The organism is Gilvimarinus gilvus, assembly GCF_030518155.1.
In the GTDB taxonomy this organism is placed as follows: Bacteria; Pseudomonadota; Gammaproteobacteria; order Pseudomonadales; family Cellvibrionaceae; genus Gilvimarinus; species Gilvimarinus gilvus.
The window spans coordinates 15,700-39,744 of sequence record NZ_JAULRU010000548.1 but is presented as its reverse complement, the minus strand read 5'-3'; the positions used below and the strand labels follow the sequence as shown (position 1 = coordinate 39,744).

The 24,045-nt window shown below is 50.3% G+C and carries 34 protein-coding genes; 32 read left to right on the top strand and 2 right to left on the bottom strand.

What is annotated here, in order from left to right; genetic code table 11:
* The first annotated feature begins 230 nt into the window (after positions 1-230).
* The 28 genes from rpsJ (at position 231) to rplQ (ending at position 14,104) form a co-directional block, all read left to right on the top strand.
* Positions 231-542, top strand: a complete 312-nt coding sequence (rpsJ, locus tag QWI17_RS10265) for a 30S ribosomal protein S10 (protein ID WP_020210111.1) — start codon at positions 231-233, stop codon at positions 540-542.
* Between the two features lie 107 nt (positions 543-649).
* Complete coding sequence (rplC, locus tag QWI17_RS10260) at positions 650-1,294, top strand: 50S ribosomal protein L3 (RefSeq protein ID WP_302722413.1); 645 nt, start codon at positions 650-652, stop codon at positions 1,292-1,294.
* A 20-nt stretch (positions 1,295-1,314) separates the two neighbouring features.
* Entirely contained in the window at positions 1,315-1,929 is a 615-nt protein-coding gene (gene rplD / locus QWI17_RS10255; protein WP_302722412.1) for a 50S ribosomal protein L4, read from the top strand.
* The gene (gene rplW / locus QWI17_RS10250) at positions 1,926-2,222 is read left to right on the top strand and encodes a 50S ribosomal protein L23 (RefSeq protein ID WP_302722411.1); all 297 of its coding nucleotides are present in this window, start codon (positions 1,926-1,928) and stop codon (positions 2,220-2,222) included. Before rplD ends, rplW begins: the two co-directional genes overlap by 4 nt.
* Positions 2,223-2,235: 13 nt before the next feature.
* Complete coding sequence (gene rplB / locus QWI17_RS10245; protein ID WP_302722410.1) at positions 2,236-3,063, top strand: 50S ribosomal protein L2; 828 nt, start codon at positions 2,236-2,238, stop codon at positions 3,061-3,063.
* A 33-nt stretch (positions 3,064-3,096) separates the two neighbouring features.
* Positions 3,097-3,375, top strand: coding sequence for a 30S ribosomal protein S19 (gene rpsS, locus QWI17_RS10240; RefSeq protein WP_302722409.1), 279 nt, complete (start codon positions 3,097-3,099; stop codon positions 3,373-3,375).
* Between the two features lie 25 nt (positions 3,376-3,400).
* Positions 3,401-3,733 (top strand): 50S ribosomal protein L22, encoded by a 333-nt coding sequence (gene rplV / locus QWI17_RS10235; protein ID WP_302722408.1) that lies wholly within the window; start codon positions 3,401-3,403, stop codon positions 3,731-3,733.
* Positions 3,734-3,746: 13 nt separating this feature from the next.
* Entirely contained in the window at positions 3,747-4,427 is a 681-nt protein-coding gene (gene rpsC, locus QWI17_RS10230; RefSeq protein ID WP_302722407.1) for a 30S ribosomal protein S3, read from the top strand.
* Between the two features lie 12 nt (positions 4,428-4,439).
* Positions 4,440-4,853: a 50S ribosomal protein L16 gene (gene rplP, locus QWI17_RS10225; protein WP_215975673.1), complete on the top strand. Its 414-nt coding sequence runs from the start codon at positions 4,440-4,442 to the stop codon at positions 4,851-4,853.
* Positions 4,853-5,044 carry a 50S ribosomal protein L29 gene (rpmC, locus tag QWI17_RS10220; RefSeq protein WP_302722406.1) on the top strand — a complete coding sequence of 64 codons (192 nt, stop codon included), beginning with the start codon at positions 4,853-4,855 and terminating at the stop codon, positions 5,042-5,044. Before rplP ends, rpmC begins: the two co-directional genes overlap by 1 nt.
* Before the next feature lie 2 nt (positions 5,045-5,046).
* Positions 5,047-5,313, top strand: a complete 267-nt coding sequence (rpsQ, locus tag QWI17_RS10215) for a 30S ribosomal protein S17 (RefSeq protein ID WP_302722405.1) — start codon at positions 5,047-5,049, stop codon at positions 5,311-5,313.
* A 38-nt stretch (positions 5,314-5,351) separates the two neighbouring features.
* On the top strand, positions 5,352-5,720 hold the full coding sequence (rplN, locus tag QWI17_RS10210) for a 50S ribosomal protein L14 (protein WP_302722404.1): 369 nt from the start codon (positions 5,352-5,354) through the stop codon (positions 5,718-5,720).
* A 29-nt stretch (positions 5,721-5,749) separates the two neighbouring features.
* Entirely contained in the window at positions 5,750-6,064 is a 315-nt protein-coding gene (gene rplX, locus QWI17_RS10205) for a 50S ribosomal protein L24 (protein WP_302722403.1), read from the top strand.
* A gap of 5 nt (positions 6,065-6,069) precedes the next feature.
* Positions 6,070-6,609, top strand: a complete 540-nt coding sequence (rplE, locus tag QWI17_RS10200) for a 50S ribosomal protein L5 (protein ID WP_302722402.1) — start codon at positions 6,070-6,072, stop codon at positions 6,607-6,609.
* 10 nt (positions 6,610-6,619) lie between these two features.
* Positions 6,620-6,925: a 30S ribosomal protein S14 gene (rpsN, locus tag QWI17_RS10195; RefSeq protein ID WP_302722401.1), complete on the top strand. Its 306-nt coding sequence runs from the start codon at positions 6,620-6,622 to the stop codon at positions 6,923-6,925.
* Positions 6,926-6,955: 30 nt separating this feature from the next.
* Positions 6,956-7,348 carry a 30S ribosomal protein S8 gene (gene rpsH / locus QWI17_RS10190; RefSeq protein ID WP_302722400.1) on the top strand — a complete coding sequence of 131 codons (393 nt, stop codon included), beginning with the start codon at positions 6,956-6,958 and terminating at the stop codon, positions 7,346-7,348.
* Between the two features lie 11 nt (positions 7,349-7,359).
* A complete protein-coding gene (gene rplF / locus QWI17_RS10185; protein ID WP_302722399.1) occupies positions 7,360-7,899 on the top strand; it encodes a 50S ribosomal protein L6 in 540 nt (179 codons plus the stop codon).
* Between the two features lie 10 nt (positions 7,900-7,909).
* Entirely contained in the window at positions 7,910-8,260 is a 351-nt protein-coding gene (rplR, locus tag QWI17_RS10180; RefSeq protein ID WP_302722398.1) for a 50S ribosomal protein L18, read from the top strand.
* Positions 8,261-8,270: 10 nt separating this feature from the next.
* Positions 8,271-8,780: a 30S ribosomal protein S5 gene (gene rpsE, locus QWI17_RS10175; protein WP_302722397.1), complete on the top strand. Its 510-nt coding sequence runs from the start codon at positions 8,271-8,273 to the stop codon at positions 8,778-8,780.
* Between the two features lie 38 nt (positions 8,781-8,818).
* Entirely contained in the window at positions 8,819-9,004 is a 186-nt protein-coding gene (gene rpmD, locus QWI17_RS10170; protein WP_302722396.1) for a 50S ribosomal protein L30, read from the top strand.
* 1 nt (position 9,005) lies between these two features.
* Positions 9,006-9,440 (top strand): 50S ribosomal protein L15, encoded by a 435-nt coding sequence (gene rplO / locus QWI17_RS10165; protein WP_302722395.1) that lies wholly within the window; start codon positions 9,006-9,008, stop codon positions 9,438-9,440.
* Positions 9,441-9,449: 9 nt separating this feature from the next.
* Positions 9,450-10,787, top strand: a complete 1,338-nt coding sequence (secY, locus tag QWI17_RS10160; RefSeq protein WP_302722394.1) for a preprotein translocase subunit SecY — start codon at positions 9,450-9,452, stop codon at positions 10,785-10,787.
* Positions 10,788-10,809: 22 nt separating this feature from the next.
* On the top strand, positions 10,810-10,926 hold the full coding sequence (rpmJ, locus tag QWI17_RS10155) for a 50S ribosomal protein L36 (RefSeq protein WP_215975659.1): 117 nt from the start codon (positions 10,810-10,812) through the stop codon (positions 10,924-10,926).
* 262 nt (positions 10,927-11,188) lie between these two features.
* The gene (gene rpsM / locus QWI17_RS10150; RefSeq protein ID WP_302722393.1) at positions 11,189-11,545 is read left to right on the top strand and encodes a 30S ribosomal protein S13; all 357 of its coding nucleotides are present in this window, start codon (positions 11,189-11,191) and stop codon (positions 11,543-11,545) included.
* A 55-nt stretch (positions 11,546-11,600) separates the two neighbouring features.
* Complete coding sequence (rpsK, locus tag QWI17_RS10145) at positions 11,601-11,993, top strand: 30S ribosomal protein S11 (protein ID WP_302722392.1); 393 nt, start codon at positions 11,601-11,603, stop codon at positions 11,991-11,993.
* Positions 11,994-12,005: 12 nt separating this feature from the next.
* Positions 12,006-12,626 carry a 30S ribosomal protein S4 gene (rpsD, locus tag QWI17_RS10140; RefSeq protein ID WP_302722391.1) on the top strand — a complete coding sequence of 207 codons (621 nt, stop codon included), beginning with the start codon at positions 12,006-12,008 and terminating at the stop codon, positions 12,624-12,626.
* A gap of 26 nt (positions 12,627-12,652) precedes the next feature.
* The gene (locus QWI17_RS10135; protein WP_302722390.1) at positions 12,653-13,642 is read left to right on the top strand and encodes a DNA-directed RNA polymerase subunit alpha; all 990 of its coding nucleotides are present in this window, start codon (positions 12,653-12,655) and stop codon (positions 13,640-13,642) included.
* A gap of 72 nt (positions 13,643-13,714) precedes the next feature.
* Positions 13,715-14,104: a 50S ribosomal protein L17 gene (gene rplQ, locus QWI17_RS10130; RefSeq protein ID WP_302722389.1), complete on the top strand. Its 390-nt coding sequence runs from the start codon at positions 13,715-13,717 to the stop codon at positions 14,102-14,104.
* Between the two features lie 91 nt (positions 14,105-14,195).
* On the opposite strand, the gene QWI17_RS10125 is transcribed toward rplQ, so the two are convergent.
* Entirely contained in the window at positions 14,196-15,167 is a 972-nt protein-coding gene (locus QWI17_RS10125) for a glutathione S-transferase family protein (RefSeq protein WP_302722388.1), read from the bottom strand.
* 175 nt (positions 15,168-15,342) lie between these two features.
* The gene (locus tag QWI17_RS10120) at positions 15,343-17,571 is read right to left on the bottom strand and encodes an NADP-dependent isocitrate dehydrogenase (RefSeq protein ID WP_302722387.1); all 2,229 of its coding nucleotides are present in this window, start codon (positions 17,569-17,571) and stop codon (positions 15,343-15,345) included.
* A gap of 257 nt (positions 17,572-17,828) precedes the next feature.
* Between QWI17_RS10120 and QWI17_RS10115 the strand changes: the two genes are divergently transcribed.
* The 4 genes from QWI17_RS10115 to gtfA all read left to right on the top strand — a co-directional run bounded on the left by QWI17_RS10115 (position 17,829) and on the right by gtfA (position 24,039).
* Positions 17,829-18,938, top strand: a complete 1,110-nt coding sequence (locus tag QWI17_RS10115) for a LacI family DNA-binding transcriptional regulator (protein WP_302722386.1) — start codon at positions 17,829-17,831, stop codon at positions 18,936-18,938.
* A gap of 188 nt (positions 18,939-19,126) precedes the next feature.
* On the top strand, positions 19,127-21,556 hold the full coding sequence (locus QWI17_RS10110; RefSeq protein ID WP_302722385.1) for a TonB-dependent siderophore receptor: 2,430 nt from the start codon (positions 19,127-19,129) through the stop codon (positions 21,554-21,556).
* 59 nt (positions 21,557-21,615) lie between these two features.
* A complete protein-coding gene (locus QWI17_RS10105; protein ID WP_302722384.1) occupies positions 21,616-22,542 on the top strand; it encodes an ROK family protein in 927 nt (308 codons plus the stop codon).
* A gap of 18 nt (positions 22,543-22,560) precedes the next feature.
* Positions 22,561-24,039 (top strand): sucrose phosphorylase, encoded by a 1,479-nt coding sequence (gtfA, locus tag QWI17_RS10100; RefSeq protein WP_302722383.1) that lies wholly within the window; start codon positions 22,561-22,563, stop codon positions 24,037-24,039.
* Positions 24,040-24,045: the final 6 nt, after the last annotated feature.

Here is a 24,045-nt window from a genome sequence, read left to right as displayed (position 1 = left end):
AAAGCGCTTGATTTTGAGGTGCTTGACTGTAGAATGGCCGGCCCTGCGAGGGGTGGCGGAGTTCGCGTTTAGGTTCGCTCTGCTACTGGTTAAAAAATTATCAATTTTTTCCAGAAATTGGTTGACACTTAGTCAGCTGATCATTAATATTGCGCCTCCATTTTGCACGGGCCCCGGTGGTCTTGCCGAGATGGATTGTTCTTTAAAGTAATTATTGGAGTTTGGTTCACATGCAGAATCAACGCATTCGGATTCGCCTGAAGGCTTTTGATCACAAGCTTATCGATTCTTCTACCCAGGAGATCGTTGAGACCGCTAAACGCACAGGCGCCCAAGTGCGCGGCCCTATTCCGTTGCCGACCCGTAAGGAGCGCTTCACTGTATTGATCTCTCCGCACGTCAATAAAGACGCGCGTGATCAGTACGAGATTCGTACACACAAGCGTTTGCTCGATATTGTTGAGCCTACTGAAAAAACTGTAGATGCCCTGATGAAGCTAGATTTGGCTGCAGGCGTTGAGGTTCAGATTAGTCTCGGCTAAAAACTTGTAAATGTTGGCTGAATAAAACAATTTATTCAGCCTTGTGTAACGCTCTGAAATGGGCGGCCATAGCGGGTAAGAGCCCCGTACACTAAGAGGTTAGTAAAATGACGATTGGTATTGTCGGCCGCAAAAGCGGTATGACTCGTATATTTACCGATGATGGTGTTTCCATTCCCGTGTCTGTGATTGAGGTTTCCCCCAATCGCGTCACTCAGGTTAAGAATGTAGAAACCGACGGTTACGATGCTGTGCAAGTTACCGTAGGGTCTCGTCGTGCCTCCCGTGTTACCAAATCTGCTGCAGGTCACTTCGCCAAGTCTAACAACGAGGCTGGTCGTGGTTTGTGGGAGTTACGTAACGACTCTCAAGAAAGTTTCGAAGCTGGTAGTGAGCTGACTGTGGCTGCGTTTGAAGCAGGCCAGATAGTTGACGTTACCGGTCAATCCAAGGGTAAAGGTTTTCAGGGCGGTGTTAAGCGCTGGAACTTTAGCATGCAAGATGCTACCCATGGTAACTCGCTATCTCACCGTGCCCCTGGTTCTATCGGACAATGTCAGACCCCAGGTCGCGTCTTCAAAGGCAAAAAAATGGCTGGCCACATGGGTGCTGAACGCGTAACTGTTCAGAATCTTGAAGTGGTTCGTGTTGATGCCGAACGTAATCTGCTGTTGGTCAAAGGTGCCATTCCGGGTGCTCCCGGAGGTGACGTGATCGTGCGTCCAGCGGTTAAAGCGCGCAGCAACGCCTAATTGTCCGAGGGGAATCGACCATGGAATTAAATATTGTTACTCCCGGCGGCTCCAACGGTACCTTGAAAGTATCCGAGGTAGCTTTCGGTAAAGAGTTTAATCAAGACCTTGTTCACCAAGCGGTTGTCGCCTATATGGCTGGCGCTCGTCAGGGTACCAAGGCGCAAAAGACTCGTTCAGAGGTTGCTGGTGGCGGTAAGAAGCCTTGGCGCCAAAAAGGTACAGGGCGCGCTCGTGCCGGTACCATTCGTAGCCCAATTTGGCGCAGCGGTGGTGTTACTTTTGCTGCTAAGCCACGCAACTACGAGCAAAAGCTGAACAAGAAAATGTACCGCGCTGCACTGCGCTGCATTTTGTCCGAGCTGTACCGCCAGGAACGCCTGGTTGTGGTTGAAGAGTTTGATATTGAAGCTCCTAAAACTAAAGCTCTGGTACAAAAGTTAGGTCAGTACGGCTTGTCTGAAGCCTTGGTAGTTACCGAGGAAGTAAGCGAAGCTCTGTATCTGTCTTCACGCAACCTGCATAAGGTTGATGTACGTGACGTTGCGGGTATCGATCCAGTAAGCCTGATTCGCTTTGACAAAGTTGTAGTGACTGTGTCTGCGATGAAGAAGTTCGAGGAGATCCTGGGATGAACCAAGAGCGCATTTATAAAGTCTTGTTAGGCCCAGTGGTTTCTGAGAAGGCCGCAATTGTGGGTGAAATGGGTAATCAGGTGGTATTTAAAGTTGCCGCCGATGCCACCAAGCTGGAAGTGAAAACTGCTGTTCAGGCATTGTTTGATGCCAAAGTTGAGCAGGTTCGCATCCTCAATGTTAAAGGCAAAACTAAGCGTACACGCTACGGTCTCGGCAAGCGCAGTGACTGGAAAAAAGCTTACGTGCGCCTTGAGCAAGGTCAAGACATCGACTTTGCGGTAGCTGAGTAAGGGGATTGTTGCAATGGCTATTGTAAAACGTAAACCAACCTCGCCCGGTCGCCGCTTTGTAGTAAGCGTCGTTAATCCGGATCTGCACAAAGGCGCGCCATACGCACCTTTGCTGGAGAAGCAATCTCGCAACGGTGGTCGTAATAACGCTGGTCGTATTACTACTCGTCACGTTGGTGGTGGTCACAAGCAGCACTATCGTCTGATCGACTTTCGTCGTAACAAAGACGGTATTCCGGCGACTGTTGAGCGTATTGAGTACGATCCAAACCGCACTGCGTATATTGCGTTGGTTTGTTATGCCGACGGTGAGCGTCGTTACATCATCGCTCCTAAAGGCCTGAAAGCTGGCGATAAAATTGAATCTGGTGATGCTGCTTCTATTAAAGCGGGCAACACCTTGCCACTGCGCAACCTGCCTTTGGGTAGTGTTGTTCACTGTGTAGAGCTCAAGCCTGGTAAAGGTGCTCAGCTGGCTCGTTCAGCGGGAACTTCTGCTAACTTGGTTGCTCGTGACGGTGCATACGCAACTTTGCGTCTGCGCAGCGGTGAAACCCGTCGCGTACTGTCTGAATGTCGCGCCACTTTGGGTGAAGTATCCAATAGTGAGCACAGCTTGCGCTCTCTGGGTAAAGCTGGTGCAACGCGCTGGCGTGGTGTACGCCCGACTGTTCGCGGTGTTGCCATGAACCCGGTTGATCACCCACATGGTGGTGGTGAAGGTCGTACTTCTGGTGGCCGTCACCCAATTTCACCCTGGGGTACTCCAACCAAGGGTTATAAGACACGCAAGAACAAGCGTACCGATAAGATGATTGTTCGTCGTCGCGACAAGCGCTAATTGACGACCTAACAACCAAAAGAGGAAGCAACAGTGCCACGTTCACTGAAGAAAGGTCCTTTTATCGATCTTCACCTGATTAAGAAGGTCGAAGCAGCGATCGAAGCAAACGATCGTCGCCCGATCAAAACCTGGTCTCGCCGCTCCATGATTCTTCCGGAGATGGTTGGCTTGACTCTGGCGGTACATAACGGGCGTCAACATGTGCCAGTCCTGATCAACGAAGAGATGGTTGGGCACAAACTGGGCGAGTTTGCAGCTACCCGCACGTATCGCGGTCACGTTGCAGACAAGAAAGCTAAAAAGCGCTAAGCGCTGTGCCTAACGAGGTTAAACGATGGAAGTAGCAGCAAAATTAAGCGGTGCTCGTCTGTCGGCGCAAAAAGCGCGTTTGGTTGTAAATCAAATTCGCGGAAAAAGCGTTGAAGATGCTCTTGATATTCTGGCTTTTAGCCCGAAGAAGGGCGCTGCGATAGTGAAGAAGGTGCTCGAGTCTGCGATTGCAAACGCAGAGCACAATGAAGGTGCTGATATTGACGAGTTGAAAGTATCCACTGTTTTCGTGGATGAAGGCATGACAATGAAACGTATCATGCCTCGCGCCAAGGGTCGTGCTGACCGCATTCTGAAGCGCACTTGTCATATCACCGTAAAAGTAGCCGATCAGTAAGAGAGTAGGCGTTATGGGTCAGAAAGTACATCCGACAGGTATTCGTCTGGGTATTGTCAAAAGCCATACCTCTACTTGGTATGCTGGCAGCGACGAGTACGCAGACAAGCTGAACAATGACCTGGAAGTACGAGCGTACATTCAGGACAAACTGGCTAATGCATCCGTTAGTCGTGTTGATATCGAGCGTCCGGCTAACACCGCGCGCATCACCATTCACACTGCCCGTCCAGGTATTGTGATCGGTAAGAAAGGTGAAGATGTCGACCGTCTGCGTGCTGAAATCAGCCAGAAAATGGGCGTGCCTGTTCACATTAATATTGAAGAGATTCGCAAGCCTGATCTGGATGCGGCTCTGGTAGCCCAGGGTGTTGCCCAGCAGCTCGAGCGTCGTGTGATGTTCCGTCGTGCTATGAAGCGCGCGGTACAAAACGCAATGCGTCAAGGTGCTGAAGGTATCAAGATTCAGGTGGGTGGTCGTCTTGGTGGTGCCGAGATTGCCCGTACCGAATGGTATCGAGAAGGTCGCGTGCCTTTGCACACATTGCGTGCAGACATCGACTACAACACCGCAGAGGCGTCAACTACCTACGGGATTATTGGCGTTAAAGTTTGGATTTTCAAGGGCGAAATCATTGGCGACGTTGAAGCCACTGAAACTGCGCCTAAGAAAAAAGGCTCAAAGTCTAAGTAAGGGGTACGCAAGATGCTGCAACCGAAGCGTACGAAGTTTCGCAAGCAACAGAAAGGCCGCAACCGCGGTTTGGCCCATCGCGGCTCCAAAGTTAGCTTTGGCGACTTTGGATTAAAAGCGACCGGTCGCGGTCGTATTACAGCACGTCAGATCGAAGCGGCCCGTCGTGCTATGACTCGTCACATTAAACGTGGCGGTAAAATTTGGATCCGAGTATTCCCGGACAAGCCAATTACCGAAAAGCCCTTGGAAGTTCGTCAAGGTAAAGGTAAGGGTAATGTCGAATACTGGGTGGCACAAATTTGCCCTGGCAAAGTCCTGTACGAGATGGACGGCGTTAGCGAAGAGCTGGCTCGTGAAGCCTTCGCGCTGGCTGCGGCAAAGTTGCCAATTTCAACAACATTCGTTAAACGTTCGGTGATGTGATGAAAGCTTCAGAACTCCGGGAAAAGTCCGTTGAAGAGCTGAACAACGAGTTGCTTGACCAGCTTAAAGAACAGTTTAAGCTGCGCATGCAAGCGTCGACTGGCCAGCTGAGTCAAACTCACTTGTTGTCGCAAACTCGTAAAGATATTGCTCGCATCAAAACGGCGCTTAGACAAAAGGCAGGTAATTAACGATGGCTCAGACAGAACAACTGGCTCGTACACTGACTGGTAAAGTTGTCAGCGACAAGATGGATAAAACCATCACAGTATTGATCGAGCGTCGTGTTAAGCACCCGATTTATGGCAAGTACGTGAGTAAGTCTTCAAAGCTGAAAGCGCACGATGAAAACAACGAGTCCAAGACGGGCGATACCGTGACGATTGCTGAGTCACGTCCACTGTCCAAAAGTAAATCTTGGGCTTTAGTGAAAATTGAAGAGCGCGCAACTGAAATCTAACGATTTCGTGCGACATTGATTAGTTTCGGAGACGGACGATGATTCAAACAGAATCCTACTTAGATGTTGCTGACAACAGCGGTGCACGCCGCGTTCAGTGCATCAAGGTGCTTGGCGGCTCCCACCGTCGTTACGCAGCCGTGGGTGACATCATCAAAGTTACCGTAAAGGAAGCAATTCCACGCGGTAAGGTGAAGAAAGGCCAGGTAATGAATGCGGTTGTTGTGCGCACCAGAAAAGGTGTGCGTCGTCAGGACGGTTCATTGATCAAGTTCGACGATAACGCTGCGGTGCTGCTGAACAACCAGGATGCTCCGGTTGGTACGCGTATTTTCGGACCCGTAACTCGTGAGTTGCGTGGCGAGAAATTTATGAAAATCATTTCTCTGGCACCTGAAGTGCTTTAAGCACTTGGCGGAGACTCGAGGGCAGACAAATGCGTAAGATTAAACGTGATGACGAAGTGATTGTTATCGCCGGTCGCGACAAAGGCAAACGTGGCAAGGTTGTTCGCGTATTGTCAGAAGATAAGCTGATCGTAGGCGGTATTAATCTTGTCAAAAAACACCAGAAGCCTAACCCTCAGTTGGGTGTAGCTGGTGGTATTGTTGAGAAAGAAGCCGCTATTAATGTTTCCAACGTAGCAATTTATAACGCCGCTACAGGAAAAGCTGATCGTGTGGGCTTCAAACTTGAAGGCGATAAGAAAGTTCGCGTCTTCAAATCCACTGGCGAAGCCGTAGGGGCGTAAGTGACATGGCTAGGCTGAAAAAAGTATATAGCAAAGAAATCGCTCCCAAGTTGAAAGAAGATTTGGGTTTGGCGAATGTAATGGAAGTTCCTCGCATCACCAAGATCACCATTAACATGGGTGTTGGTGAAGCTACGGGCGACAAGAAAGTGCTTGAGCACGCTGTTGCTGACCTGGAAAAAATTGCCGGTCAGAAGGTTGTTGTAACCAAAGCGCGTAAGTCTATCGCAGGTTTTAAAATCCGTGATGGCTGGCCGATTGGTTGTAAAGTAACCCTGCGTCAAGATCGCATGTACGAGTTCCTGGATCGCTTAATTTCGATCTCGATTCCTCGTATTCGTGATTTCCGTGGTGTTAGCCCTAAGCAGTTTGACGGTCGCGGTAACTTCTCGATGGGTGTGACTGAGCAAATTATCTTCCCGGAAATTGACTACGATAAAGTCGATAAAATCCGCGGTTTGGATATTTGTATCACCACAAGTGCACGCAACGACGATGAAGGTCGCGCTTTGTTGAAAGCGTTCAACTTCCCGTTCAAAGGCTAAGGGTAGAGACATGGCTAAAAAATCTATGATCGCACGCGAAGCAAAACGAGCTAAGGCTGCTGTTAAGTTTGCTGCTAAGCGCGCTGAACTGAAGGCGATTATTTCCAGCCCGGCTTCATCTGAAGAGCAAGTATGGGAAGCGCAAACCAAACTGCAAACACTGCCTCGTGATGCTAGTCCATCTCGTGGTCGTAACCGCTGTCGCGTGACTGGTCGTCCGCACGGTGTATATCGTAAGTTTGGTCTTTGCCGTCACAAGCTGCGTGAAGCAGCAATGCGCGGCGATGTGCCGGGCCTGGTCAAGGCGAGCTGGTAAGCTCTGGCCCATAATTAGGAGCAGATTCAGATGAGTATGCAAGATCCGTTAGCAGATATGCTGACCCGCATTCGTAATGCGCTGCAAGTTGGTAAGACTAACGTAGCTATTCCATCTTCTAAATTGAAGATCAACGTGGCCAAAGTGCTGCAGGAAGAGGGTTACGTTAAAGGTTATTCGGTTAGTGAAGGCGCTAAGCCAGAGTTGATCGTTGAGCTGAAATATTTTGAAGGCAAGCCGGTAATCGCGGAACTCGACCGCGTTAGTCGTCCAGGTTTGCGCAATTACGCTGGTAAAACCGAGTTGCCGAGTGTTCGCAACGGTCTTGGTGTAGCCATCGTTTCGACTAGTAAAGGTGTTATGACTGATCGTGCTGCCCGCGCCGCTGGCGTTGGTGGCGAAGTCCTCTGCACAGTATTCTAACGGGAAGAATCATGTCACGAGTTGCAAACAGTCCGGTTGAAGTACCAGCTGCAGTTAAGGTCTCCCTTGAAGGGCAAGAACTTAGCTTAAAAGGCGGCAATGGTACGTTGGCCCTGACCGTTCACGAAGCAGTAGAAATCAAGCAGGAAGAAAACTCCCTGCAATTCGCTGCTCGCGACGGTGGAGCCAAGCAGGAATCGATCGCTTTAGCAGGCACCATGCGTGCTCTGGTAAACAACATGGTTAAAGGCGTTTCTGAAGGTTTTGAAAAGAAACTTCAGTTGGTCGGTGTTGGTTACCGTGCGAAAGCATCGGGCAAAACTGTAAACCTGTCTTTGGGTTTCTCTAACCCTGTTGACTATACCCTCCCTGAGGGCGTAACAGCGGAAACTCCAAGCCAGACCGATATCGTACTTAAGAGCGCTGATAAGCAGTTGCTCGGTCAAGTAGCCGCGGAAATCCGCGCGCTGCGTCCACCAGAGCCTTATAAAGGTAAAGGTGTGCGCTTTGCTGACGAACAAGTACGTCGTAAAGAAGCTAAGAAGAAGTAGGGGCTAGGTTATGAGCGATAAGAAGCAATCTCGTCTTCGCCGTGCACGCCGTGCCCGTGCCAAGATCCGTCAGTTGGGTGTTAGTCGCCTGGCTGTTCACCGCACGCCACGCCACATTTATGCACAAATCATTGCACAGGATGGAGCGAGCGTTTTGGCGAGCGCCTCAACACTGGACAAATCACTGCGCAGTGGCGCAACTGGTAACGCCGACGCCGCTAAGGCTGTGGGTGAGCTGATCGCTGAGCGTGCTAAAGCCGCCGGCATCACCAGTGTTGCCTTTGACCGCAGCGGTTTCAAATACCACGGTCGCGTAAAGGCATTAGCTGATGCCGCGCGTGAAGCTGGACTGGAATTCTAAGGGTAAAGACATGGCTTTTACTAAAAAAGATGACGGTAACAACGAAGGCTTCCAGGAAAAACTGGTTCAAGTCAATCGTGTTGCCAAAACAGTTAAAGGTGGTCGTATCTTTGCCTTCACCGCTCTGACCGTTGTTGGTGACGGAAATGGCAAAATAGGTTTCGGCCGCGGCAAGGCGCGTGAAGTGCCAGTTGCGATTCAAAAAGCAATGGAAGCCGCTCGTCGTAACATGATCAACGTTGATCTGAACGGCGATACACTGCAGTATGCCACCAAGGGTCGTCACGGCGCCTCTAAAGTGTACATGCAGCCCGCGTCTCCAGGTACCGGTGTAATTGCCGGTGGTGCGATGCGTGCCGTACTGGAAATTGCCGGCGTACAGAACGTATTGGCCAAGTGCTATGGTTCTACCAACCCGGTAAACGTGGTTCGCGCGACTTACAACGCGCTGAAAGATATGGCTTCTCCAGAGTCTGTTGCTGCCAAGCGCGGTAAGAGCGTAGAAGATATTCTGAATTAATCGGCCCCGGCCGATTCTTAGGAAAGCGGTATACGAGCATGGCTAAGAAAATGATTAAAGTGACTCAACTCAAGAGTACCGCAGGCCGTCTGAAGAACCATCAGGCTTGCGTTACAGGTTTGGGACTGCGTCGCATCGGTCACACCGTAGAAGTGGAGGATACTCCTTCTACCCGTGGCATGATTAACACAGTTAACTATCTGATTAAGGTAGAGGGAGAGTAACATGCGTCTTAATACGCTGAGTCCCGCTCCCGGCAGCACACATAGCAAGAAGCGTGTTGGCCGTGGTATTGGTAGTGGTTTGGGTAAAACCGCTGGTCGTGGTCACAAGGGTTTGAAATCTCGCTCTGGTGGTTCGGTTAAGCCGGGCTTCGAGGGTGGTCAAATGCCTTTGCAGAAGCGCTTGCCGAAGTTTGGCTTTAGCTCTCGCATAGGCCGTGTGACTGCAGAGGTTCGTTTGAACGAACTGAACAAAGTCGAAGGCGAAATTATTGATCTGGAAACCTTGAAGCAGGCCGATATTATCGGTGCCAACATCAAGCGTGCCAAGATCTTTGCCTCTGGCGAAGTGACCAAAGCCGTTACAGTTAAAGGTTTGGCTGTGACTAAAGGCGCCAAAGCTGCGATTGAAGCAGCGGGCGGTAAAGTCGAAGAGTAAGAGGTGCCAATGGCAACTCCCGGTAATCTGCCGTTAGGGAATCAAAAAGGACTGGGCGAGCTTTGGGCTCGCCTTCGTTTTCTGTTTTTGGCGATCGTGGTTTACCGGATCGGTACCCACATTCCGGTACCGGGCCTAGACCCCGAGCGAATCGCCGATCTGTTTAATCAGAATCAGGGAACTGTCCTCGGACTGTTTAATATGTTCTCGGGTGGTGCACTAGAGCGGATGAGTATTCTGGCTCTGGGTATCTTCCCTTACATTTCAGCCTCGATCATCATGCAATTGATGAGCGCAGTCACTCCTTCACTGGAGCAGCTGAAAAAGGAAGGGGATGCTGGTCGTCGCAAGATTAACCAGTACACTCGTTACGGTACCGTCGTACTGGCAACCGTGCAGGCAATGGCCATGGCCGTTAGCTTTTCTGGATTTGCCTACGGTGGCGAGCCCACAATCGCGTTTTACTTTATCGCGGTTGTATCGCTGGTCACAGGTGCAGTGTTTATGATGTGGCTGGGTGAGCAAGTCACCGAGCGTGGTATTGGTAATGGTATTTCCATGCTGATCTTCGCTGGTATCGTGGCTGGGTTCCCAACTGCAATTGGTTCGGCCTTTGAAAGTGCCCGCCAAGGTGATTTGCACATACTTATGTTGCTTATTATCGCGGTGGTAGCAATGGCTGTAATCTGGGCAATCGTGCGTATTGAGCGCGGTCAGCGTCGGATTACAGTGAATTACGCAAAACGCCAGCAGGGACCTCAGGCCTATCAGGCTCAGACCAGTCACCTGCCGTTGAAAATCAACATGGCGGGTGTGATTCCGGCAATTTTTGCCAGCTCAATTTTGCTGTTCCCTGCCTCTATTGCGCAGTGGTTTGGCGAGGGCGGTGAAGGTCCGGTTGCGAGCTTTTTGCAAGACTTTGCTCTGGCCATTGGCCCAGGTCAGCCGCTGAACATTATTTTGTTTACCGGTTTGATTGCTTTCTTCTGCTTCTTCTATACGGCGTTGATGTTTAACCCTAAAGAAGTGGCGGATAACCTGAAGAAATCAGGTGCTTATATTCCGGGGATTCGTCCCGGTGAGCAATCAGCCAAGTATATTGATAACGTTTTGACCCGTTTGACGGTAATTGGCGCTATCTATATGTCGGTAGTTTGTCTGATGCCGCAGTTCCTGGTGGTGGCCTTTAATGTGCCATTTTACCTGGGCGGTACCTCGCTGCTCATCGTAGTGGTGGTGGTAATGGACTTTATGTCTCAGGTACAGGCTCACTTGATGTCGAATCAGTATGAATCACTGATGAAGAAGTCAAATTTAAAGGGGCAAAGCGGCCGCAACGCTCGCTAACCTCTGTTTAAAGGGTAGGATCATGAAAGTTCGTGCTTCTGTTAAAAAGATTTGCCGCAACTGCAAAATGGTACGTCGCAACGGTGTTCTGCGAGTAATCTGCAACACCGAGCCACGCCACAAGCAGCGTCAAGGCTAAGCAAGACGGTAGGCGATCTCCGCCTGTCGGCCAGAAAAAGGTGGCATTTTATGCCACCTTTTTCTGCCAGCTGAATACTGAAATACGCCTTATTAGCTGGCTTGCACACTGGGGGCGTTGACTGTCGTCTGATGAGAAATCGTCAGGCTATTGCTTTTTTGTGTTTTTATCGCTATCCTTGCGCGCCTTTTTACCATGTGCGTCACGGGGTGGGGTAAATCCACGTCAACGCTGCAACTTTAAAGTTACTGGAGTAATTTGAATGGCCCGTATTGCTGGTGTCAACATACCAGATCACAAACACGCGGTTATATCCCTGACTTATATTTATGGGGTAGGCCGTACTATCGCCAAGCAGATTTGCGCTGCGACTGGCGTTGCGGAAGATGCGAAAATCGGTTCTTTGTCTGAAGAGCAGGTTGACCAGATTCGTAACGAAGTAGGCAAGTTCACCGTAGAGGGTGACCTGCGTCGTGTTGTGTCTATGAACATTAAACGCCTGATGGATTTGGGATGCTACCGTGGCTTGCGTCACCGTCGTAGTCTGCCGCTCCGTGGTCAGCGTACTAAGACTAACGCTCGTACCCGCAAAGGTCCGCGTAAGCCAATTAAACGTTAATTGACTTCACGCTTACATTCAAAAGTACGGTAACAACAGTTAGGAAGAGATTGCTATGGCCAAGCCAGGTAATAAGTCTACAAAGAAAAAAGTTAAAAAGCAGGTTGCTGATGGCGTTGCACACGTCCACGCCTCTTTTAACAATACGATCGTAACGATCACTGACCGCCAGGGTAATACCCTGAGCTGGGCGACCGCTGGTGGCTCTGGTTTCCGCGGTTCGCGCAAAAGCACCCCGTTCGCAGCCCAGGTTGCTGCAGAGCGTGCCGGTGAAGCCGCTAAAGAATACGGCTTAAAAAACCTCGACGTTGAGGTTAAAGGTCCAGGGCCAGGCCGTGAGTCTGCAGTTCGCGCCCTGAACAACGTTGGTTATAAAATTACCAACATCACAGACGTGACGCCTATCCCGCACAATGGATGTCGTCCGCCGAAGAAACGTCGAGTGTAAGGGGGCAAACTAATGGCACGTTATATTGGACCAACATGTAAGCTGTCCCGTCGCGAAGGTACCGACCTTTTCCTGAAAAGTGGTGCGCGCGCGCTGGACTCAAAATGTAAGCTGGAAACCGCTCCAGGTATGCACGGCCAACGTCGTGGTCGCCTGTCTGATTACGGTGTTCAGCTTCGCGAGAAGCAAAAAGTACGTCGCACTTACGGTGTGCTTGAGAAGCAATTCCGCGCTTACTACAAAGAAGCCGCACGTCGTAAAGGCGCTACCGGTGAGAACTTGTTGAAGTTGCTGGAAAGTCGTCTTGATAATGTGGTTTACCGCATGGGTTTTGGCTCTACACGCGCCGAATCTCGTCAGTTGGTATCTCACAAAGCGATTGTTGTTAATGGCCAGACCGTTAACATTGCTTCATACCAAGTAGCAGAAGGTGATGTTGTAAGCATTCGCGACAAGGCTAAAAACCAGCTTCGCATTCAGAACGCTCTGACTCTGTCAGGTCAGCGTGCGGATGTAGAGTGGGTTGAAGTCAACGCTGACAAAAAGGAAGGCACTTTCAAGCGTGTTCCTGAGCGCAGCGACTTGCCGGCTGAAATCAACGAAAACCTTATCGTAGAGCTTTACTCCAAGTAAGGGATTAACCGTTAACAGGTGTGGCTATGCAGACTGCAGTAAACGAATTTTTGACTCCGCGTCATATCGACGTAACCGAAAACAGCCCGACCCACGCCAAGGTCGTGCTGGAGCCGCTGGAGCGCGGTTTCGGACACACTCTGGGCAATGCGCTGCGTCGCATTCTGCTCTCGTCTATGGCCGGTTGCGCCATTACGGAAGTGGAAATCGACGGTGTGCTGCATGAGTACAGCGATATTGAAGGTGTGCGTGAGGATGTTATTGAAATCCTCCTCAACCTGAAAGGCGTCGCCGTAATTATGCACGGCAAGGATCAGGCAGTTTTGACCCTGACCAAAAAAGGTCCGGGTGTGGTTACTGCCGGTGACATTCAGGTAGATCACGAAATCGAGGTGAAAAACCCCGAGCACGTAATCTGCAACATCACTGGCGATACCACCGTTAGCATGCGGCTTACCGTTGCTCGCGGTCGTGGTTATCAGCCTGCTGACGCTCGCCGTCAGGAGGAAGATGAGAATCGCGCAATTGGTCGTTTGCAGCTGGACGCTTCTTACAGTCCAGTGCGTCGCGTTGCCTACAGTGTCGAAAGCGCACGTGTTGAGCAGCGTACCGACCTCGATAAGCTGATTCTGGATCTGGAGACCAATGGTACTCTTGACCCTGAAGAAGCCATCCGTCGCGCGGCCACCATTCTCCAGCAACAGCTGGCGGTGTTTGTTGACCTCGAAGGCGAAAGCCAGTCACAACCGGAAGAAAAAGAAGAGGCGATTGATCCTGTTCTGTTGCGTCCGGTAGATGATTTGGAGCTGACCGTTCGTTCGGCCAACTGCCTGAAAGCGGAAAACATCTACTACATCGGCGATCTGATTCAGCGTACAGAAGTTGAGCTGTTGAAGACTCCGAACTTGGGTAAAAAGTCTCTTACCGAGATTAAAGACGTACTTGCTTCGCGCGGTTTGTCTCTCGGTATGCGTTTGGAAAACTGGCCACCCGCCAGCCTGCGCAACGAAGACTGATTAATTAGTCCCGCGTTTAGCGCGGGTTAACGCGATTGCTGTGAAGCAATCATAAGTGAAGGATTTAGCGTCATGCGTCATCGTCATAGTGGCCGTCAACTGAATCGTAACAGTTCACATCGCAAAGCCATGTTTCGCAATATGACCGCGTCACTGGTTGAGCACGAACTGATTAAAACTACTCTGCCTAAGGCAAAAGAGCTGCGTCGTTTCGCTGAGCCTCTGATTACCTTGGCAAAGAGCGACAGCGTTGCAAACCGCCGTTTGGCTTTTGCTCGTCTGGGCAGCCAGAAAGCGGTAGGTAAATTGTTTGCCGAGCTGGGCCCACGCTACGAGTCACGCCCAGGTGGTTACCTGCGTATACTCAAGTGCGGTCTGCGTACCGGCGACAAAGCTACCATGGCTTACGTCGAGCTGGTTGATCGTCCTGCAGCAGTTGAAGAAGCAGTAGAAGCCGAATAAATCCGGTTTTTATTGTCTTACGCAAAAAGCCGGCTTGCCGGCTTTTTGCGTATATGCCATCTGCTAAAACTCAGTTGGTTGGGGGTCACTGTTAGCTGCGGCCGTGAGGAGCGTTAAAATCCAGTAGCGGGCCTTCGGGCACAATGCCGGTTGGATTAATGGTTTTATGGCTGCGGTAGTAGTGCGACTTGATATGATCAAAATGCACGGTGTCCGCTACCCCTGGCCACTGGTACAGTTCGCGTACGTACGCGGACAGGTTGGGGTAATCTTTCAGCTGCTGCAGGTTGCATTTGAAGTGACCGTGGTAGACAGCATCGAACCGTATCAGTGTGGTGAATAGTCGCCAGTCTGCCTCTGTGATCTTATCGCCGGCCAGATAGCGCTGCCGCGATAGTATCCCCTCTAGCCAATCTAAGCTGTCAAACAGCTCGTTAACCGCCTCTGCGTAGGCTTGTTGAGTAGTGGCGAACCCGCAGCGATACACCCCGTTATTGACCGTGTTATACACACGCTCATTGATCTCATCGATAATCTGCTTGTGTTCAGTCGGGTAATAGTCGCCGGCTGCTGCTCCCTGCGTGTCGAAGGCAGAGTTGAACATGCGAATGATATCGGCAGACTCATTGCTCACAATTCGGCCGGATTGCTTATCCCACAATAACGGCACCGTAACGCGGCCGGTAAAATCGGCTGTATCGGCCGTATAAACCTGGTGCAGGAAATCGGCGTGATGAATCGGGTCCGGGATTACCTTGTCGCCCGGCTCAAAGGTCCAGCCGTTTTCCAGCATAATGGGATTAACTACCGACACATCAATCCAGTCGATTAAACCCTTGAGGGCGCGGAAGATCAAGGTTCTGTGTGCCCAAGGGCAGGCATAAGACACATACAGGTGGTAGCGCCCTTTTTCTGCCTTAAAGCCGCCTTCGCCCGAGGGGCCTGCGCTGCCATCGGCCGTTATCCAGTGGCGAAATGTAGCTTCCTGGCGCACAAATTTGCCGCCGGTTTTTTGTGTGTCGTACCAGCGGTCTTGCCACTGCCCATCTACAAGTAAACCCATGGAATCTCCTCGCGTTAAATATTCATCAAGCTTACCGAATTGGTTGTGGCTAACCCACCGTATAAGTTGCGCGCTATTAATCAATATTTTCGATGTATTTAGGGTCGCCAACAATCGGCCACAAAAAAGCCGGGGGCGTGCCCCGGCTTTTTCAAAACAGCAATGGGTAGAACCTCTAGATAGCTTCTACAATCGCGTTCAGCGTACTGCTGGCGCGCATAGCCGCTGCGGTTTTGCTGTCGTCGGTCTTGTAGTAACCGCCGATGTCTACCGGGCTGCCCTGAGCGTTGCTGAGCTCTTCGATAATTTTCGCTTCGCTGGCCGCCATATCGGCAGCAACCTTGGTAAAGGTTTGCTTCAGCTCGGCGTCATCACTTTGGTTTGCCAGAGCTTCTGCCCAGTACAGAGCGAGGTAGAAGTGGCTGCCACGGTTGTCGATTTCACCTACTTTGCGACTGGGCGACTTGTTCTCGTCCAGGAACTTACCGGTTGCGGTGTCCAGAGCGGCTCCCAGAACACTGGCTTTCGGATTGCTGTTTACCTGGCTGAAGTGCTCAAGTGACGCTGCCAGTGCCAGGAATTCACCCAGTGAGTCCCAGCGCAGGTGACCTTCATCGGTGAACTGATCAACGTGCTTCGGCGCTGAACCACCGGCACCGGTTTCAAACAAGCCACCGCCGTTCATCAAGGGAACAATTGATAGCATCTTGGCGCTGGTGCCTAGTTCCAAAATTGGGAACAAGTCGGTCAGGTAATCACGCAATACGTTACCGGTGACCGAAATGGTGTCTTCGCCATCTTTGGTACGCTGCAGGGTTACACGAGTAGCCTCAACCGGCGCGAGAATACGAATGTCCAAACCGTCAGTGTCGTGTTCAGGCAGGTAGGCCTCTACTTTCTTGATCAGCTCGGCATCGTGGGCGCGCTCGCTGTCCAGCCAGAAGATAGCTGGGCTACCCGTGGCGCGGGCGCGGTTAACGGCCAGCTTAACCCAGTCCTTGACCGGTGCATCTTTTACCTGACAGGCGCGGAAGATATCGCCCGGCTCTACCGACTGCTCCAGCAGGGTGTTGCCATCGGCGTCAATCACGCGCACGGTGCCGCTGTCGGTCATTTCAAAGGTCTTGTCGTGCGAGCCGTACTCTTCGGCTTTCTGAGCCATCAGGCCAACGTTAGGCACGCTGCCCATGGTGGTTGGGTCGAAGGCGCCATGTTCTTTGCAGAAGTTGATGGTCTCGGCGTACACACCGGCGTAACAGCGATCAGGAATGGTGAACTTAGTGTCTTGCAGGTTGCCTTGTGGGCCCCACATTTTACCGGAGGAGCGAATAGCGGCCGGCATAGACGCATCAATAATCACATCGTTGGGTACGTGCAAATTGGTGATGCCCTTGTCGGAGTTCACCATAGCCATTTCCGGGCCTGCAGCCAAAATAGCCTTAATGTCGGCTTCGATGGCGCTGCGCTTATCCGCAGGTAGTTTTTCGATGCTGGCAATTACGTCGCCAAAACCGTAAGTCGGGTCGACACCCAGCTCTTCAAATTCACTGGCGTATTTATCGAACAGGTCTTTAAAGAACACGCTAACCGCATGACCGAAGATTATAGGGTCGGACACTTTCATCATGGTCGCTTTCATGTGCAGAGAGAACAAAACGCCTTGTTCTTTTGCATCGCTGATGGCTTCGGCCAAAAACGCGCGCAGCGCCTTGGCGCTCATGACGGCGGAGTCGACAATCTCACCCGCTTGCAAAGCCAAACTGTCTTTTAAAACCACTTTGCTGCCGTCGGCTTTTTCAAATTCAATTTTAGCGCTGGTGGCAGCGGTTAAGGTCACGGATTTCTCGCTACCGAAAAAGTCGCCTTCGCTCATGTGCGAAACGTGAGACTTGGAGTCTTTATCCCAGGCGCCCATTGAGTGCGGGTTTTTGCGGGCGTAGGCTTTTACCGATGGTGGCGCACGGCGGTCAGAGTTACCTTCACGCAATACGGGGTTTACCGCCGAGCCCTTTACTTTGTCGTAGCGCGCAGCCACGGATTTTTCTTCGTCGGTTTTTGGCTCGGTGGGGTAGTCAGGGAGTTTATAACCCTGGCTTTGCAGCTCAACAATGGCTTCTTTCAGCTGCGGAATGGACGCGCTGATATTAGGCAGTTTAACGATATTGGCTTCTGGCTGCTTGGCCAGCTCGCCCAATTCGGCCAGCGCGTCGCTCTGGCGCTGCTCTTCGGTCAAGTACTCAGGGAATTGAGAAATAATACGGCCAGCCAATGAGATGTCTTTCAGCTCAATGCCAACACCAGAAACCTTGGTGAATGCTTCAATAATGGGCAGCAACGACTGAGTGGCCAGCGCTGGAGCTTCGTCAGTTTTGGTGTAGATAATTTTGGAATCTGATGTAGCCATTCTTTTACCTGTATTTAAAGAGGGTATCTTCAGAGGCCGGATCAGCGTGGGTACGGGTCGAAATCGGTCGATTTCGGGCGGAAATACGCGCTTTCCCGCGCCCGAGTGCTCATCCTGAATTGGCCACTTGTGATGGCCAACCAATACGACACAAGCCTCTGTATTGGAGGAGCGCGAATTATAGCAGGGCCAGCGTCATATCGCACATACACAGGCTTGAAAGGGATAACACGCGCGAATTGCCGTAGCGAGATGGGATGACGGCTAGCGATATCCGCGGGACGATTGTTCAGTTAAGAGAAAAATCGCTACTATGGCGTACTAAAGTCGATTTTGTTTGTGAAGGTGGAACATTGGTACGCGATATCAGTAAAAAAAAGAAAATGTCGGACATTGCTCGCTTAGCAGGTGTCTCTGAATCTACAGTTTCTCGTGCACTGGCGGATAGCCCGCTGATTAACGCCAAAACCAAGGCTCGAATTAGGGCCATAGCTGCTGAACAGCACTATGCAATCAACCGGCAGGCGCAAAACCTGCGATTGCAATCTTCCCGTACAATCTCTGTGGTTATTCCAGTCGATCATGAGCCTAGGCAGCATGTCTCAGACCCATTTTTTCTGGAGTTAATCGGTGCAATAGCAGATGCATTGACGGAGGCTGAGTATGATGTGCTGCTATCAAGGGTTCATCGGGAAAGCTGGCGAGCCAAGGTTATGAGCCAGAACTATGTTGATGGTGTTGTCATTATTGGTCAGAGTGATTTACATCAGGATATAGATGAATTTTCGCGTCAAACGGATATCCCTATGGTGGTTTGGGGGGCGAAATTAGCCGGACAGAATTACGTCTCTGTGGGCACTGATAATCGTAAGGGGGGGAGCCTTGCTTCCGAATACCTGCTGGAACGAGGTCACAAGAGAATTCTATTTCTGGGAGATTGTCAGCTGCCAGAGGTGGGACTTCGTTATCAGGGGTATTGTGATGCGCACGAGGCGACAGGTGTCGCCGTGTCGGCAGACCTTTGTATTCCGTGCAGTTTTGTTAGGGAAAGTGCTGAACAGGCCATGCATAAGGTGTTGGATACGAAGCTAGACTTTGATGCAATCTTCGCGGCTAGTGATATTTTGGCTTCGGAGGTTATTAAACAGTTGTGGGCGACTAATAGCCGGACAATGCGATCCATACCGGTCGTTGGGTTCGACGATATAAGTATGGCCTCTCATATGGCGCCCGCACTTACCACTGTCAGTCAGAACATCTATGTTGCGGGTGCGAGTTTAGTGGACAATTTGCTTCGCCAGATTAAGGGAGAGCCAGTTGTTAGCGAGGTTATCCAGCCCAAGCTCAAAATTCGATCATCTGCATAAAATCAAACTTCGGTTATAAAATCCATAAATCTTATTCCTATTAAGTTTAAATGCCTTCGCAATTTTAATTGCAATCGATTGCAGTCGCGCATATTATTAATGCAAACGATTGCAGTGATTTTTTTGAGTGATGCAATCGATTGCAGTCTGACGTAGATAATGAACACATAAATATAAAGGTCCATGCTATGAAACATAAAATGACTCGCAACGCTTTAGCTCTAGCCGTTACCTCGGCTCTTTGTTCGGGCGCCGGTGCCCAGCAAGCCGTTGAAGAGGTGGTCGTAACCGCTCAGCTTATTGCCAGAGATAATCTCGAAACAAGCGCAACTGTATCTACCCTGTCACCGGAAGAGGTCAATATGGCCGCACCGCGCAATGTGGGACAAATTTTCCAAACCATCCCAGGCATTCGCGCTGAAGCATCCTCTGGCGAGGGCAACCTAAACCTATCGATTCGCGGGGTGCCTGTTGCTTCAGGTGGCTCTAAGTATGTCCAACTGCTTGAAGACGGACTTCCGGTATTGCAGTTTGGTGACATTATTGTGGGTAACGCTGATATTTTCTTGAAAGCGGATTCTACCTTAGCACGAGTAGAAGCGGTTAAAGGTGGTTCCGCCGCTGCACTGGCCAGTAACTCTCCGGCGGGGGTAATAAACTTTATCAGTAAAACCGGCGAGGAAGAGGGGGGGAGTATTGCCCAAACTATCGGCCTTGATTACGATTTAAGTCGCACAGAATTCGAATACGGTGGCCCATTAAGCGACACTGTGCGATTTCATATTGGTGGCTTTTATCGTTCAGGAAAAGGTGAGCGGGAGACGCAATTCACATCAGCCGATGGCGGACAGCTTAAGTTCAACTTAACCAAAGAATTCGATAACGGTTACGCGCGGGTTTACTACAAATACTTGAACGACCGTACACCTGCCTACTTACCCATGCCTGTCGCTGTTTCTGGCAGTAACGCGAATGCCTCGATTGGCAATATTCCAGGCTTCGATATCACCGAGGCCTCTAATATATCCAACGATCTTTTGAATATTTACTCCGTGGGTGGACGCCAATCGTCCATTGGGGATGGGTACCACGCTAAATCCCAATCATTTGGCGTCGACATGAATTTCGACCTCACTGACAACTTGGTATTTCGGTTAAAGGCACGCGACGCGAACAACAGCGGTTCGTTTACTGGTGCGTTCTCGGCCGGCATTTATGATGCATCTAGCCCAGACTTTAATGTCGCCAATATTTCCTCCGGTGTTGCCCTGGACGGAGCAACACAATTAGGTGCACTTAATGGCGATCTCTACAGCGCACAAGAGTTAGCAAACCTCAATGGGAACGGGCTCGTGCAGAATATACGCACGTTCGACAATGATTTGTCTGACCTGAGTAATACAACCATTGATATGAACTTAAGTCAGTCGTTTGATAGTTTTACTCTGACCGGCGGTTATTACCGGGCGACACAGAAGATTGACGTTGAGTGGTATTGGCAAACGTATATTCAGGATGTGGCCAACGAGGCCAGTTTACTTGATGCTTACGACGCAAGTGGCAATAAACTAACCGAAAATGGAATGGTGTCCCACGGTGCCCCAGATTGGGGTTACTGTTGTACGCGCGATACTGATTTGACCTATAACTTAGATGCATTTTACATCGCAGGTGATTGGGATATTACCGACCGACTGCGTCTCGATGGCGTGGTTCGCTATGACTCAGGTGAAGCCTATGGCCACTATGTGTTTGGCGCGAGCACTTTGGCAACCGGAGGTGTAGATGTTGACGGTGACGGGGTGATAGAAAATGTAGAGCAGGATGCGACGGTAGTCGACGAGCGCAACAAGCCTACCGTCGCCTATGACTGGAGCTATGCATCATTCTCTGTTGGTGCTAACTATACCTTAAATGATGAACTCTCACTTTACTCACGTATCAGTAAGGGGGGGCGTGCCAACGCGGATCGTTTGGGCGACGGTGGATTTTTCTCTAATGGCGGTGCGGTTGAAGGTTCAGTGGAGAACGAGATTCGCTCTTTCGAGGTAGGTACTAAGCTGGAGGGGGATACGTTCGGCGGTACTGTGGCGCTTTTCTATGTAGAAACTGATGATGTGAATTCAGAAGGTACCAATGGCGCGGGCAATGCCGCTGTTGTGCGCGATTATGAATCCACTGGTATTGAGCTCGACGGTTATTATCAGTACGGCATACTGGACGTGCGAGGCAGCCTTACCTGGACAGATGCGGAAATTGTTGGCTCCAATAATACCCAGTTAATAGGCAATACGCCGCGCCGCCAGGCCGACTTCACCTACTCATTAATGCCTAGTGTCACATGGGAAGACTATACCTTGGGTGTTACCGTAATCGGGACGACCGAGGCACCTGCCCAGGACGACAATCAGTTCATGATGCCTGGATACACTTACGTTAATTTGTTCGGTAGCTATTACATTACCGATGATTTGAGTATAGAGCTGTCCGTGAATAACCTGTTCGATGAAGCTGGTATTACTGAGTCTGAAGAGGGCAATATTGACGGGCTGAACTATATTCGGGCGCGCTCTATTAGTGGTACTTCAACGGCTGCAACTCTTCGCCTACGCTTCTAACCTGTGTTGGCCGCACTCAATTTGGGTGCGGCAACTATTTAATTCATGTGAGTGTGACTATGTCATCTACATACACCGCTGGTATTGAGTTTGGCGGAACCAAGGTGGTTCTTCTTATTCTCAATGAAAAGCAAAAAATTGTTCACCAGTCACGTATTGCCACAACCACGCCGAAACAAACTTTGGCTGCAATATCCGCTGAGTTAGATAGATTTAGGCCTCTCGTGGCTGTGGGTGTTGGTGCGTTTGGTCCGATTGATGTCAATCCTGTATCGGCGTCTTATGGCACGATCTTGAGTACACCTAAACCAGGATGGGAGGGAACCAATTTATACGAGTTTTTCGCTAGTAGGTACGATTGCTCAGTGACCATCGATACGGATGTGAATGCCGCAGGCTTGGCCGAATACACAATGGGAATTGCGCGCGGCGTATCAAACTTTTGCTACGTCACGATCGGCACAGGTATTGGTGGCGGCCAGCTCATTCATGGTCGGCCCATTAAAGGGTTGTTTCATGCAGAAATGGGACATATGCAACTAGCGCGCGCTAAAGGGGATGAGGGCTTTAGCGTCGCTTGTCCCTATCATGACCACTGCGCCGAAGGTCTCGCCAGTGGTTCGGCTTTATCCCATCGCTGGGGAAAGCCGATGTGCGATTTTTCGTATGGGCATGATGCCTGGAATTTTGAGGTCGAGTATCTTGCGCAGTTTTTTCACAATTTGATAATGACGAACGCGCCTGAGTGTATTGTCGTCGGCGGCGGCGTGATGAGTGAAGTACTGTTGAGTAAAGTGCGCACGGAGTTAGGCGCGAAACTTAACGGCTATATCGATCAGTTTAATTCCTCCAAGTTACTGGATGATTATTTGCGGTTGCCGGGGCTTGGGGATCGTGCAGGCTCGCTGGGCTCCTTATTGCTAGTACGTAACGAAGACAATAGAGGTGTCGGGTTAGATCAGCTCACTTTACCCAATGCCATATAAATCTAGGTAGATTCGATTATGAAAAATAAAATTCAATTATGTACCTATGCCGACAGGTTTGGCGGTAAAGGAATCTCTATCGTCAATGAGCTAGTAAAAAACTCAGTTTCGGGTGCGTTTGGAGGGGTTCACTTACTGCCTTTCTACTATCCCATTGATGGCGCGGATGCAGGGTTTGATCCAGTTGATCATACGCAAGTCGATGAGAAGGTGGGAGATTGGAGTGATGTTACTCGTTTATCTTCCACACATGACATTATGGCTGATGTGATTGTGAACCATATGTCTGCTCAGTCAAAAGAATTTGCTGATTTCCTTGCGAATGGCGATGCTTCTCAGTACTCCGACCTGTTCTTAACCTTTGAGTCTGTCTTTCCCGATGGCGCAACAGAGCAGCAGCTTGTGGACTTGTACCGCCCGCGCCCAGGGCTGCCCTTTACAAAAGTAAAGTTTGCCGATGGAAAGGAACGCATGCTTTGGACCACATTTACGGCAGATCAAGTCGATATCGATGTGAATAGTGAATCGGGCGCGCGTTACCTGACCAATATACTGGATCGTCTTCAGTCTTCCAATGTCGGTATGATAAGACTCGACGCCGCTGGGTATGCCATTAAAAAGGCTGGAACCCGCTGCTTTATGACCGACGAAACTTTTGCTTTTATCGATGAGTTTACTGGTCAGGCACATGCGCGCAATATGGAGGTTTTGGTTGAAATACATGCTCATTATCTGACTCAGGTCGCCATCGCGAAAAAGTCGGACTGGGTGTATGATTTTGCTCTGCCGCCGCTAGTGCTGCACACGCTGATTTTTGGCGATAGTGCGCCGCTGCAAAATTGGTTTAAGGTATCTCCACGCAATGCTGTGACAGTGCTCGATACCCATGACGGTATCGGTATTATCGATGTCGCGGCGGAAAAAAATGTCGGGCCCGGATTGCTCTCTGATTCTCAAGTGGATAGCCTGGTTGAGGCCATTCATGAAAACAGTAATGGCAACAGCCGTAAGGCGACTGGGGCGGCGGCTTCAAATGTTGACTTGTATCAGGTGAATTGCACTTACTATGATGCATTGGGAGCTGATGATCAAAAGTACTTAATGGCTCGACTTATTCAGTTTTTCGCTCCTGGCATTCCTCAAGTTTACTATGTGGGGCTATTGGCGGGAGAAAATGATATGGAGCTTCTTTCAGCAACGGGTGTGGGGCGCGATATCAATAGGCGCTACTATTCGGTTGAGGATGTACAGCAGCAGTTACAGCGTCCGGTTGTGAGGAACCTTTTGGGTTTGATGCGTTTTCGAAATGAGCACCCGGCCTTTGCTGGCGAGTTTAGCTGTGAGTCTACTGAGCCGAATCGACTAAAAATTCACTGGAATCAATCCGAAGCCAGTCTGGCTCTTACCGTTGATTTGGCGAAGATGACATTTGAAGTCGTATCCTTGCGAGACGAACAAGAAACAGTAATCTGTGATTGGCACAGCTTTTCTGATTAGCATCAA